The following is a 13186-nucleotide window of genomic DNA, read 5'->3' as shown; positions in this document are numbered from 1 at the left end:
CACTGCTAGGAGGCATGACATGAAGCCATTGGGGGAAGGGCAGTTTTATTTAGTACGAGAAGATGTACTGACCGAATCGATGCAAAAAATGCTTGAAGCGAAGCGTCTGCTTGCAAGCGGGGAAGAGAAGACGATTCAGGAAGCAACGAGACGTGTTGGACTCTCTCGTAGTGCCTATTATAAATACAAAGATACAGTCTTTCCGTTTGAATCGATTGCACGTGAACGAGTGTTGACAATTTTTATTCAAATGGAAGATCAAAAAGGGTCGCTTGCAACATTGCTTCAACTAATTGCTGAAACGAGATGCAATGTTTTGACGATCCACCAGACAATTCCTGTGCAAGGCCGTGCGAATATCACATTGTCATTGGATGTTACCGAAATGCTCATCAAGCTGGAAGAATTCATGCAAAAATTAAAAACACCGAGTTTTATCGACTCGGTCCATTTAGTTAGTTCAGGTGCCCTTTAAAAGCTGAATGGAAAACACTTGTCAGCCCACCTGCTTGTAAAAGCGGGTGGACATGCAAGTGGAACAATAGTACAGCAATTTCTATTTACAATAACTTTCATCAAATGAATTTACTACATAAGGTGTTCTGGATTTGGAGGAAGATAGACGATGCGAAACATTGATTATAAGCCAACTGTAGCGTACTTAGGGCCTGAAGCATCTTTCACGCATGTGGCAGCATCATATTTGTTTGGAACAGACGGATTGGTGCCTCAACCGACGATACCAGATTGTATTGAAGCGGTGACAGCGGGACGAGTGGCATATGCAATTGTCCCACTCGAAAATGCATTGGAAGGCTCCGTGCCAATGACGATCGATTATTTATTTCATGGAAGTGAATTATACATAAATGCAGAAATTTCCACGCCGATTGAACAGCATTTAATGGTGAACAACTGTCAGAAAGATGCAGTAAGCAAATTGGATTCTATCCAGTCGCATCCACATGCACTTGCACAATGCCATAAATATTTGCAATACCATTACCGTCGTACACCGCTATTGCAAACGACTTCGACGGCAGCGGCTGCTAAATACGTTGCTGAAAATCCAGATTTACGCATCGCGGCAATCGGTAATCGTTTAGCGGCAGAAAAATACAACTTACATATTGCGGAAGAAAACATTCACGATTTTCATTTTAACCACACACGTTTTGTTGTGTTGTCATTACGGAAAGGGTTTTTGGAAGTTGAAGGCCATCAGGAAAAACCTAAAACGACCTTCATGGTAAAACTGCCTGAAGATGATCGTTCCGGGGTGCTTCATCAAATCTTATCTGTATTTGCATGGCGGAAATTGAATTTAAGTAAAATTGAATCACGGCCGTTGAAAACTGGCTTAGGAAACTACTTTTTCATAATCGATGTGTTGGAACACGAAGACCATCCGATGATGCAAGGTGCCATGGAAGAACTGGCAGCGTTGAATTGCAACGTCCGCTCATTCGGTTCCTATTATTCGTTTGAACAGCAACCTTCACGCTAATGGTAAATTAGCTTGGAGGTTTTTCATTTTTAGCGTCCAATAAGTTTCTTAATGAATAATACCCCTTCCTCGTTAATATACATAGTAAGAGAGAGGGCGCCATTCATGAATTTGCGTCACATAGTCGGGCGTTCGTTCATACGATGAATTGATGGAAGGGGGATTTTTTAAATGGATGTCCATATTGTAGTAAAGGGAGATACATTGTGGAAGATTGCACGACAATACGGTATCTCTTTTGAAGATTTAAAAAGAGTGAACGCTCATCTGGCAAACCCTGATTATATTGTACCGGGGATGAAAATATTTTTGCCGATGAAGAAGAAAGACCAAATGCCCGGAATGAAGGTGCCTGATAAAAAAACGGATCAGGTTAAGCCTACAAAACCGATGAGCAAACCGGTGACGGAGACAAAGCCTGTAAAGCCAAAAGAACCAATCCCATTGCCGCAGACAAAGCCTGAATCAGTAAAACCAACACCAACGCCAAAACCTACACCGATACCGCCTGCAACAAAACCGACGCCACCACCTGTACAAATGCCGTCTGGGGAACAAAAACCCGCACCACAACAACCTGCACCTCAGATGCCGCAAATGGTGATGCCGCACTATTACCAGCCAATTATTCCGGTACCTTGTGGCTGGATGCCGATTTACGATGCCGATTGCTATCCAATGCAACATCATCAGTTTACACAACCTATGCAAAAGCTGGAAATGTCCATGCCGGCCGAACAAGCAAAACCATCGCAACCAACTACTCCTGCACAAATGTGGATGCAACCTCCAGCAATTGATAGGAGTGAAAGCATGGACGAATCTGATATGGATGAATCACCAATTTCCCCAGGGATGGGTATGGGAACACCGCCAGCCTATCCGACGAGCGGCTGGGAGATGATGGAGTCCACCATGATGGATCAGATGGAATCTTCCAATCAGATGGTTTACAGTCCACCAGGTCCAGGCTATGTCCCGCAAATGATTTCACCAGATTATCAACAACCGTATAACATGATGTATCCTCAAGGTGCTTATTCGCAATGTTATCCATGTCCACCGATGGTTCCTTACGGATGCCATCCTCATCATGGTTATTATCCAATGATGCCTATGCAAGGCATGTATATGCAACCAATGCAACAACAAATGCCAATGACAAATCCATACGGCCAAATGGATAACAACGGCTGCGGATCGTGCTGACCGGCGTATGACGCTGGAAAAAAACATCCGAAAGGTAAAAGAGAACGTTTGGAAGTTGGTCGAAGGAGAAACAGCCTATTCTTTAAAGAAATACAAATCCCGGTCCACTGCCGTCAAAGTGGAATACATCCATCGGCAATTGCACGCAATCCGATTTCCACACATCGTGCCACTCATGACGACAGAAGATCCGTTATTCATCATGCAACCATGGATCGAAGGAACAAAGCCGGTCAATTTCAGGAAAAGAATTGACCGGACGGATTCGTTGCTAGCCTTGCATGCATTGCATAAGACAATCGAACAAATTGATTGGGATGCATCGCCATTTTTGCATAGGTATCAATTGCTTGATAAATGGCAAGATCGATTGGATCGCTTTGTAGAATATCGCCCTGCTTGTGAGAAGTTTCTCGATCAACATGCAATTAATGAAATGATTGCTTTTGGAAACAATGCCATGTCGGTACTTAAAAAGAAAGTTAAGAATCAGGCAGGACACACACTCCTACATGGTGATGTCGTTCATCACAATATATTACGGGATGAAAATGGCCTGATCCGTTTTATTGATTTTGACTTGGCATGCACAGGGCCACCAGGGACTGAATTAGCGCTATGGACACATCGTGTCATGCCGAACATCGGATATAATGTGGAGTTTTTGTTCGGTGAGCAAGTCGCGTTGAATGATATGGACAATGCATCCAAAGCGATGTTGCTTTATCCGAACGAAGTGTTTAGGGAGTGGTTGCATCTTTTCTCCTTGCCGCCAGATAGCCAAGAGCGACTGGCGAGAAAGCTGATTCCTTTTACTGAAAATGCGGTCTCAGCGTGGCCGAAGTTATGGTATGATATTATGCGTATGATGAAATGAAACAATTGTTAGTACCATTTATGTTGGAAGACAATTGTCTAACGAAAAGTGAACAGATATGCGCGTTATTAAATGAATGTGTAGTAATTTGCGGACCTTTTATAGCTACGTGTGAAGCCAGGTTTTCAACACTATGGTTTCATGCGTTTTTTATATGGATCAACGATTTTGTCAGTCGTTTTCGGAAATTCAATTTCACTTTCGAAACATAGACAAATGCTCTCAACTCTAGGTAGAAAACGCGTTCGTATGTTATAATGTTTTCTATACAGTAGGGGGAGAATAATTTGTACGATTATATTAAAGGATATGTCACACGGGTAACACCGGAATACATAACACTGGAACAAAGTGGCGTCGGCTGGCAGATCATGACGCCAAATCCATACGCTTTTCACCAATCCGAAGAAGTGCAACAAGTGTTTACCTACTTACATGTACGAGAAGATATGCAATGGCTACTCGGATTTAAAACGTTGGAACAACGCGAATTGTTCAAGAAGCTCATTACGGTTTCAGGAATCGGACCAAAAGGCGCATTGGCGATTTTAGCAAGTGGTGTGCCAGCGCAAGTTATCGGGGCAATTGAGCGCGAAGATGAGACATTTCTTGTGAAGTTTCCAGGTGTCGGAAAAAAGACTGCCCGACAGATGATTTTAGACTTAAAAGGCAAGTTGGGCGATTTGTTCACGGAAATTGAAATGCCGGATACAGACGTAACACTCCTATCAATGGCGGAAAATGATTCGTTGGAAGAAGCGATGTTGGCATTGCAGGCACTTGGCTATTCCCAACGCGAACTATCGAAAGTAAAACCGACATTGCAAAAAGAAGAAGAGCTGAATACGGAAGCTTATATGAAACTTGCCTTAGGTTTGTTATTAAAGCAAAAATAATCGTCATTTCTAGGAAAGGAGGAGGGTAAAAAGATGGAGCGTGTCATATCTAGCGAACAATCCAATTATGATGACAACTTCGAACAATCATTGCGTCCACAAAGGTTGCAGCAATACATCGGTCAAGAGACAGTGAAGGACAACCTCAGTATTTTCATTGAAGCTGCGAAAGGACGAAGTGAAAGTTTGGATCATGTCTTGTTATATGGCCCGCCAGGACTAGGAAAAACGACTTTAGCTGCGGTCATTGCAAATGAAATGGGTGTCAACGTCAAGATGACAAGTGGGCCTGCCATCGAACGTCCGGGAGATTTAGCGGCCGTGGTTTCGTCATTGGAGCCAGGAGATGTGTTGTTCATCGATGAAATCCACCGTTTGAATCGTTCGATCGAGGAAGTACTCTATCCGGCGATGGAGGATTTTTGTTTAGATATCGTTGTTGGAAAAGGTCCATCTGCCAAATCCATTCGTCTGGACTTGCCTCCATTCACATTGATCGGTGCAACGACAAGGGCGGGTTCGCTATCTGCACCGTTGCGTGACCGTTTTGGTGTGCCCTTACGCCTCGAATATTATGGTGTGGAGCCTCTAAAAGAAATCGTCATACGCAGTGCGACACTTTTTGAAGTGGAAATTGATGAGGCGGCAGCGGTTGAAATTGCAAGACGGTCTAGAGGAACGCCCCGTATAGCGAATCGTTTGCTTCGAAGGGTTCGGGATTATGCCCAAGTGAGAGGCGATGGAAGTATCACAATGGGCATCTCAAAAGAAGCGTTAGAAATGTTACAAGTCGATTCGCATGGTCTTGACCATATTGACCATAAGCTAATCCGAAGTATGATTGAACGGTTTACAGGCGGGCCGGTAGGCATTGATACGATTGCGGCAAGCATCGGTGAAGAGTCCGTAACAATTGAAGATGTGTATGAACCGTATTTATTGCAAATCGGTTTCATTCAACGGACGCCGCGCGGAAGAATTGCGACACGTCTTGCATATGACCATTTCGGATATGCTGTACCTGAAGGTCGAACGTAAGAAAAAACGAAACTATGATAGAGGGAGTATTTCGGAATAATGGATGTAAATGATTTTGATTTTGAATTACCAGAAGAGCTGATTGCCCAAACACCACTCATTGATCGAACAGCGAGCCGGTTAATGGTGCTGGATCGAGTTACTGGTGCAGTGAAGCATCGGCAATTCCGTGACATCATTGATGAATTAAACGCGGGAGACGTTATCGTACTAAATGATACACGTGTCCTCCCAGCGAGATTAATCGGTGTAAAAGAGGAGACAGGGGCTTCCATTGAAGTACTTCTTCTGAAAGAGAAAGGGTCCGATGAGTGGGAAACGCTCGTAAAACCTGCAAAACGAGTTAAAGTTGGAACAGTTATCACATTTGGTGACGGCCGGTTGACGGCACAGTGTACAGCGACGATGGACCAAGGTGGGCGGGTATTCAAATTCCGCTATGATGGGATATTCTATGAAATTTTGGATGCTTTAGGGCAAATGCCATTGCCTCCTTACATCACAGAAACATTGGACGACCAATCTCGCTATCAAACCGTATTTGCAAAAGAACGGGGTTCTGCTGCCGCACCGACTGCAGGTCTACATTTCACTGAAGAGATTTTACAGGCAATCAAAGAGAAGGGCGTCGGTGTTGAATTCATCACCTTACATGTCGGCTTGGGCACATTCAGACCGGTTAGTGCAGATACGATTGAAGAACATACAATGCATGCGGAATACTACAACGTAAGTGCGCATACAGCTGAAGCCATTAACAAGGCGAAAGCAAATGGTGGTAAAGTGATTGCCATTGGTACGACTTCTGCCCGAACGCTCGAAACAATTGCAACATTACACGATGGGAAAATTGTGGAATCAAGCGGTTGGACTTCCATCTTTATCTATCCGGGCTATACATTCAGCATTCTTGACGGGATGTTGACAAATTTTCACTTGCCGAAATCAACATTGATCATGCTCATATCCGCATTAGCTACACGTGAACATGTATTAGCAGCTTATCGTGAAGCGGTTCAAGAAAAATACCGTTTCTTCAGTTTCGGTGATGCCATGTTCATTAAACCACATACAAAGTAAGAGGGAAAAAGCAAGATGCCCTTTGAGAAAGGAAATTATTCATGCCAGCAATTACGTACGAACATATAAAAACGTGTAAACAGACAGGTGCGCGCCTTGGGATTGTCCATACGCCACACGGTTCCTTTGAGACACCGGCATTCATGCCTGTTGGCACACAAGCGACCGTGAAGACGATGTCTCCTGAAGAACTGAAACAGATGGGCGCAGGCATCATCTTAAGTAACACCTATCATTTATGGCTCCGTCCTGGCCACGAAATTGTGAAGGAAGCAGGTGGTCTGCACAAATTCATGAACTGGGATCGACCGATTTTAACGGATTCTGGAGGATTCCAAGTATTTTCTTTGAGTGATTTTCGTAAGATAGAAGAAGAAGGTGTGCATTTCCGCCATCATCTTAACGGCAGTAAATTGTTTTTAAGCCCTGAAAAAGCGATGGAAATTCAAAATGCTCTCGGCTCCGATATTATGATGGCGTTTGACGAATGTCCTCCTTTTCCGGCTACCTTCGACTACATGAAAGCAAGTGTTGAACGGACGTCCAGATGGGCTGAAAGATGTTTGACTGCACATGCCCGACCAAACGATCAAGGACTGTTTGGCATCGTGCAAGGAGGAGAATTTGAAGAGCTGAGAAAACAAAGTGCGAAAGATCTCGTTTCTTTAGACTTCCCGGGGTACGCAATTGGTGGATTATCGGTCGGCGAACCAAAAGATATTATGAATCGCGTACTGGAGTTCACAACGCCTTTATTGCCACAGGACAAGCCACGCTATTTAATGGGGGTTGGTTCACCAGATTCATTAATTGATGGAGCAATCCGCGGGGTGGACATGTTTGACTGTGTATTACCGACTCGAATTGCAAGAAACGGTACGCTGATGACGAGTGAAGGCCGAGTTGTCGTGAAAAATGCAAAATACGAACGTGACTTTGGACCGTTAGATCCGAATTGCGATTGTTATGCATGCAAAAACTATAGCCGAGCATATATCCGTCATTTAATTAAGGCAAATGAAACCTTTGGCATCCGTTTAACGTCCTATCATAACCTCCATTTCTTATTGAATTTAATGGAGCAAGTAAGGGACGCGATCCGCAACGATCGTCTCGGTGACTTCCGGGAAGAGTTTTTTGAACAATACGGATTTAATAAACCAAATGCAAAAAACTTTTGAATCTTGTATAATAACCAAGAGAAGAGGGGGGAAACGAAATGAATGATATGTTAGGTACTTTACTACCAATTATTGCTATGTTCGCAATCATGTGGTTTTTATTGATTCGACCAGCGCAAAAGAGACAAAAGCAGACAAAGCAAATGCAAGATAGCCTTAAACGTGGCGATAGAGTCATTACAATTGGCGGTATCCATGGAACAGTCGACGCTGTCGATGATAGTTCCGTGTTCTTGAAAGTTGCTGATGGCACAACTTTGCAATTCGATAGACAAGCTGTCGGTCGTGTTGTAGAATCTAGTGCTCTTTAAAACAATTTAAAGAGCTTTTCTGAAAACGAGAAGAGGTGGTCTACAGGTACTCCCTGCAGACCGCCTCTTTTGTGTATATTCCTATTCAAGTAAAGGCATCCTTCCAACTAGGGAGGGATTTGAATGAGTGACTTGCTCATTATTAGCTTAAGAACGGTATTAATGTATGCCTTAATTGTCGCCATCTTACGCGTTATGGGAAAACGTGAAGTAGGTGAGTTAAGTGTCATCGATGTCGTCATCTTTGTCATCATGGCGGAAGTTGTTGCGTTTTCTTTAGATTCGCCAGATAAAAAACTAAGTCATTCAATCGTACCATTGCTACTCTTGTTAGCGATTCAGTTATTGACTTCACTGATCTCTTTGAAAAGTAAAAAATTCAGAGATTTAGTGGACGGCGATCCGACCGTCATTATTGAGGACGGCATCATACAAGAAGAAGAGATGCGCAAGCAACGGTATAATTTAGACGACTTATTTCAACAACTTCGTGAACAACAAATTGGTTCTGTCCGTGAAGTTTCCTATGCCTATTTAGAGCCGTCCGGTAATTTGTCAATCTTCAAATATGAAGACACACAACCTGTTTTAGCACTCATTTCTGACGGTATCATTCAAAGTCGACATGTAAAACTGATTGGTAAGACGGAAGAATGGTTGCTCAAAGGCTTGGAAGATGTAGGCGTCAATCATGTTGAACAAGTGTTTTATTGTTCCTACGAAGAAGGGAAGCTCCATTATCAATTAAAAAATAAGTATCAGTAAACCTTTGTGAGTCTTTTTAACATGCGTACATCGTTTTTCTTCACTTGACCGAACAATAAAAGAAGTACAAGTAAGAAAGCCGTAGTAATTAAGCATTCCACTAGTAATCCAAATTGGCCAATCGGTATGAAAATTGGTCGCATGACGGCTGTCATGATAAAGGACACATAAGGTAGAGCAAACATTGTAAATCCAGCGCCAGCAGCCTTATTTTTACGCAATGTTGCAATATGAAGGAAAGAAGTGACGAGCACACCAAAGCCGATTGCTAAAACGGCTCCTGTTTCTTGCAGTCCTGCTTGGGAAGCTAATACAAACATGACACCTAATTTTGCGATGCCTCCGTAGACGGAGTTCATCATACCGGCTTTCGCATCACCAGTCGCTTGTAAGATGGAATAGAGTGGACTTTGAATGTAGTAAAAAAAGAAAACTGGTGCGAGCAAGGACATATAGGAACCGCCTTCAGAAATATGAAAAAGCTTTTCTGCTAAATCCTGTCCATGAATGTAAAATACAGCTGCAGCAAATGCGCCTGTCAAAGCAGAAAGCCTTAATGCCAATTGAATCCGTTCTTGGAGTTTTTTGCGATTGCTCGTAGCTGCTGCCCCACTGACAGCTGGCACGAGGACAACGGATAATGCATATGGAATGAATGATGGGAATAAAAGCAAAGGGATTAACACACCTGAGATAATGCCGTAAAGAGAAGTCGCAGCTACAGCACCTACACCGGCAAGAGAGAGTGCACGTAAAAAGATGATCGGTTCTAAAAACCATGTAAATGTTCCGAACAACCGACTGCCGGATGAAGGGAGCGCGATGGAAAGAATCGGGTTCATCGGAAACTTCTCTTTTTTGTCACTTGGTTTACGTTCACTACGTTTATGTTGTGCGTATTTAAAATACAAATAAGCTGCAGATAGCATTTCTGCAAGTAATGTAATGCCCATAGCATAAGCTGCATTTAATCCCGTATTTTCCGGTACGAGTACCATTGGCAACAGTAACGTGATTAAAATGATCCGGAATAATTGCTCAATGATCTGAGACCAAGCCGTCTCTTCGATTCTGACAATCCCTTGGAAATAGCCACGAATTAATCCACCAATTGCTGCAATTGGAATGATCGCAATTCCAACATAGATTGTCGTGGATGAAGCCGCGTTTCCAAGTAACGTTTCAGAAAGATAAGGTACGAAGAGGATGGATAGTGGAATGAAAACAGCGCCAGTAAAGATTGTAATGACGGTTGCAGTTTTCATAACTGCCGGTAGTCTCGCAGTTTCACCTTTCGCTTTCAACTCTGCAATCACTTTTGCGACAGCAATGGGTACGCCTAATTGGACGAGTGATAAGAAAAAGATGAAAGCAGGGTATGCAGTCATATAAATACCGACGGCTTCTTCACCTGCAACACGCATGAATTGGATGCGATAGACGAATCCTAATAGCTTTGTCATGAATACTGCGATCATCAAGATAGCTGTGCCACGTATGAAAGTGGACATTCGTAAACAACTCCTTCTCAATTCCGGTCATATCGTATACACTAAACCTATGCATAGGTTTGTCTATTTACGACTGAACGGGAAAGGAATGGTGGAGATGACGATTCAATTCGAGCAACTATTCAAGCAAGCGCTACCTGCAGTTCAAAGTAAGCGGAATGAACTTCGGCTATATGGTTATCCAACTGTAACCGATGAAGAGATTTGGAAATACTGCATTCAGAAAAAGTGGCGGAAGAAAAAAGTGGAAGATATGCCCATTCATGAAGTGGTCAGTGGCATCTTACGGTTAACGGCTGCGGAATTTATGACGTATACACAAATTGAGCAACAACGAGACTCAAACTGGTTTTCGGATTTAAACAGCGATGAACTCCAATTGCTTCTTTCACCAAAGAAAGCAGAGTGATTTGACGTTTTTTGGATGACCAACTATTTGACAGATGCTAGACTCTGTCTCATAATTGGAGTGTTGTATTTTATAAACTGTACATAGGTATTGCACCATCGCTCCACGTACAGAGGGGGAACGGAATCGATGAAAAAAAGAAGCCGGATTGTAGCCTTTTTATTATTGCTCGTCATGCTAGGCTCTCTAGTAGGAACTACAGCTAATCCGATACTTAAAGATGTTAGACTAGGCCTTGACCTACAAGGCGGATTTGAAGTGCTTTATGAAGTCGAACCACTTCGGGATGGACAAAAGATTACGGAAGATATCGTCAAAGATACTGCTGGGGCATTGCAGAACCGGGTGAACGTCCTTGGTGTCAGTGAACCAAGTATCCAAGTGGAATCGGACAACCGTATTCGGGTTCAGTTAGCAGGCGTTGAAGATCAGGAAGCAGCTCGTGAGCTTTTATCAACACAAGCAAACCTGACGTTCCGTGATGCGGATGATAACCTACTTTTAGATGGTAATGACCTGAAGGAAGGAAAAGCGAAAGCGAACTTTGGCGACACAGGAAATCCAATTGTCACTTTACAAATGAAAGATCCAGAGAAATTCGGGGAAGTAACGGCTCAAGTGTCCAAAAACCCTGAAAATGTTATGGTCATCTGGATGGATTTTGAAGAAGGTGTGGACTCCTACAGAGAGGAAAGAATGAAAGCGAAACCGAAATTCATTTCAGCTCCTGGAGTAGACAAGGCGATTTATTCATCAAATGTTGAGATCTCAGGTAGTTTCACGGTGGAAGAAACAAAGAACTTGGCAGGTATTTTGAATGCCGGTGCACTTCCTGTTCACCTTGAAGAAATCTACTCAACGTCTGTCGGTGCACAATTCGGTACACAAGCGTTGGATAAGACGATAACAGCAGGTATCGTAGGGATATCACTCATCTTCTTATTTATGCTGATCTATTACCGAGTGCCTGGTTTTGTAGCGGTCGTTACATTATCGGTCTACATTTATTTAATTTTACTCGTCTTCACGAAAATTAATGGTGTCTTGACATTACCGGGTATCGCAGCGCTTATGCTCGGAGTCGGTATGGCGGTTGACGCGAACATTTTGACATATGAACGGATTAAAGAAGAGTTACGTGTCGGAAGATCCGTACGTACATCGTTCTTAACAGGGGCGAAGTCAGCATTTACAGCGATTTTGGACGCGAACATTACGACATTGCTTGCGGCGGTTGTCTTATTTATCTTCGGGACAAGCTCTGTTAAAGGGTTTGCGACAATGTTGATCATTAGTATTCTTGTCAGCTTCTTAACGGCTGTATGGGGTTCACGTCTATTACTTGGATTGCTTGTACACAGTGGGATGCTTGACGGCAAGACAGGTCTGCTGGGCATTTCGAAAAAACGGATCCATTCTCCGGCAGAAGAGTTAGATACGTTTGACTTGTCCACTAAGTTTGACCGTTTCGACTTTGTTCATTCTCGTAAAAGATTTTATGTGCTTTCCGTCGCGTTGATTGTTTCAGGCATAATTGCGCTTGGCATTTTCAAATTAAACTTAGGAATCGATTTCTCAAGTGGTACGCGAGTTGAAATCTTATCCGATAAGTCATTGACGACTGAACAGATTTCGAAAGAACTTGATAAAATCGGTCATCCATCTTCTGATATTGTCATTTCAGGTGATACCGATAATATCGGGGTCGTCCGTTACAAAGACGATTTTAGTAAAGACACAGTCAATACTATTAAGCGTGATATTAAAGCCCAATTTGGTCATGAGCCAAACGTTTCAACCGTTTCTGACACAGTTGGTAAAGAATTGGTGAAAAATGCATTGTATGCATTAATGATTGCGGCATTGGGCATCATTATTTACGTAGCTTTCCGTTTTGAATGGCGTATGGGCGTATCGTCCATTATTGGATTGGTTCATGATGCATTCTTCATGGTAGCCGTATTTAGTATTACTCGTCTTGAGGTCGATATTACGTTCATTGCGGCCGTCCTTACGATTGTCGGTTATTCCATCAACGACACAATTGTAACGTTCGATAGAATACGTGAGAATATGAAAAAGGTCGGTAAGATTGACAATGCAAATGAACTGGCTGACATTGTGAATAAATCACTTCGACAAACGCTTGGCCGTTCGGTCAATACTGTATTGACAGTGGTTTTCGTCGTCGTTGCTTTAATTGCCCTCGGTGCAGAAGCAATTCGTCCTTTCTCCATCGCGTTACTAATCGGTTTAATCGCGGGTACGTATTCTTCCATCTTCATATCGGCACAAATTTGGTATGACTTGAAGAAGAAAGAATTGCTGAAAACGGGTGGTTTGAAAGTCGAGAAAGAGAAAAAGCAATGGGGTTCTGACGAGCCGGTTGTGTAAATACATGT

General features: G+C 43.0%; 13 protein-coding genes. 12 read left to right on the top strand and 1 reads right to left on the bottom strand.

The features are described from left to right. Positions 1 to 19: 19 nt before the first annotated feature. From QT711_RS04165 to QT711_RS04120, 10 genes are all read left to right on the top strand, one after another. A complete protein-coding gene (locus QT711_RS04165; RefSeq protein WP_317942251.1) occupies positions 20 to 475 on the top strand; it encodes an ACT domain-containing protein in 456 nt (151 codons plus the stop codon). Between the two features lie 150 nt (positions 476 to 625). After that, positions 626 to 1507, top strand: a complete 882-nt coding sequence (gene pheA / locus QT711_RS04160; protein WP_317942250.1) for a prephenate dehydratase — start codon at positions 626 to 628, stop codon at positions 1505 to 1507. A gap of 171 nt (positions 1508 to 1678) precedes the next feature. Beyond that, entirely contained in the window at positions 1679 to 2716 is a 1038-nt protein-coding gene (locus QT711_RS04155; protein ID WP_317942249.1) for a LysM peptidoglycan-binding domain-containing protein, read from the top strand. A 7-nt stretch (positions 2717 to 2723) separates the two neighbouring features. Next, the gene (locus tag QT711_RS04150) at positions 2724 to 3593 is read left to right on the top strand and encodes an aminoglycoside phosphotransferase family protein (RefSeq protein ID WP_317942248.1); all 870 of its coding nucleotides are present in this window, start codon (positions 2724 to 2726) and stop codon (positions 3591 to 3593) included. Between the two features lie 287 nt (positions 3594 to 3880). Beyond that, a complete protein-coding gene (gene ruvA, locus QT711_RS04145) occupies positions 3881 to 4489 on the top strand; it encodes a Holliday junction branch migration protein RuvA (protein ID WP_317942247.1) in 609 nt (202 codons plus the stop codon). 33 nt (positions 4490 to 4522) lie between these two features. Further along, complete coding sequence (ruvB, locus tag QT711_RS04140; RefSeq protein WP_317942246.1) at positions 4523 to 5527, top strand: Holliday junction branch migration DNA helicase RuvB; 1005 nt, start codon at positions 4523 to 4525, stop codon at positions 5525 to 5527. A 39-nt stretch (positions 5528 to 5566) separates the two neighbouring features. Then, complete coding sequence (queA, locus tag QT711_RS04135; RefSeq protein ID WP_317942245.1) at positions 5567 to 6607, top strand: tRNA preQ1(34) S-adenosylmethionine ribosyltransferase-isomerase QueA; 1041 nt, start codon at positions 5567 to 5569, stop codon at positions 6605 to 6607. Between the two features lie 41 nt (positions 6608 to 6648). Then, positions 6649 to 7788, top strand: a complete 1140-nt coding sequence (gene tgt / locus QT711_RS04130) for a tRNA guanosine(34) transglycosylase Tgt (protein ID WP_317942244.1) — start codon at positions 6649 to 6651, stop codon at positions 7786 to 7788. Positions 7789 to 7826: 38 nt separating this feature from the next. After that, positions 7827 to 8099: a preprotein translocase subunit YajC gene (yajC, locus tag QT711_RS04125; protein ID WP_317942243.1), complete on the top strand. Its 273-nt coding sequence runs from the start codon at positions 7827 to 7829 to the stop codon at positions 8097 to 8099. A gap of 123 nt (positions 8100 to 8222) precedes the next feature. Further along, complete coding sequence (locus tag QT711_RS04120) at positions 8223 to 8864, top strand: DUF421 domain-containing protein (protein ID WP_317942242.1); 642 nt, start codon at positions 8223 to 8225, stop codon at positions 8862 to 8864. Here QT711_RS04120 and QT711_RS04115 read toward each other — a convergent pair. Beyond that, complete coding sequence (locus QT711_RS04115; protein WP_317942241.1) at positions 8858 to 10375, bottom strand: putative polysaccharide biosynthesis protein; 1518 nt, start codon at positions 10373 to 10375, stop codon at positions 8858 to 8860. The genes QT711_RS04120 and QT711_RS04115 overlap by 7 nt on opposite strands. Positions 10376 to 10424: 49 nt before the next feature. Here QT711_RS04115 and QT711_RS04110 point away from each other — a divergent pair, with 49 nt between their 5' ends. Both QT711_RS04110 and secDF read left to right on the top strand, forming a co-directional pair. Continuing rightward, positions 10425 to 10784, top strand: coding sequence for a post-transcriptional regulator (locus QT711_RS04110; RefSeq protein WP_317942240.1), 360 nt, complete (start codon positions 10425 to 10427; stop codon positions 10782 to 10784). A gap of 129 nt (positions 10785 to 10913) precedes the next feature. After that, entirely contained in the window at positions 10914 to 13178 is a 2265-nt protein-coding gene (gene secDF / locus QT711_RS04105) for a protein translocase subunit SecDF (protein ID WP_317942239.1), read from the top strand. Positions 13179 to 13186: the final 8 nt, after the last annotated feature.

The organism is Sporosarcina saromensis (assembly GCF_033253735.1).
In the GTDB taxonomy this organism is placed as follows: domain Bacteria; phylum Bacillota; class Bacilli; order Bacillales_A; family Planococcaceae; genus Sporosarcina; species Sporosarcina saromensis.
The sequence above is the reverse complement of the archived record's forward strand: the minus strand, read 5'-3'. Positions and strand labels throughout refer to the sequence as shown.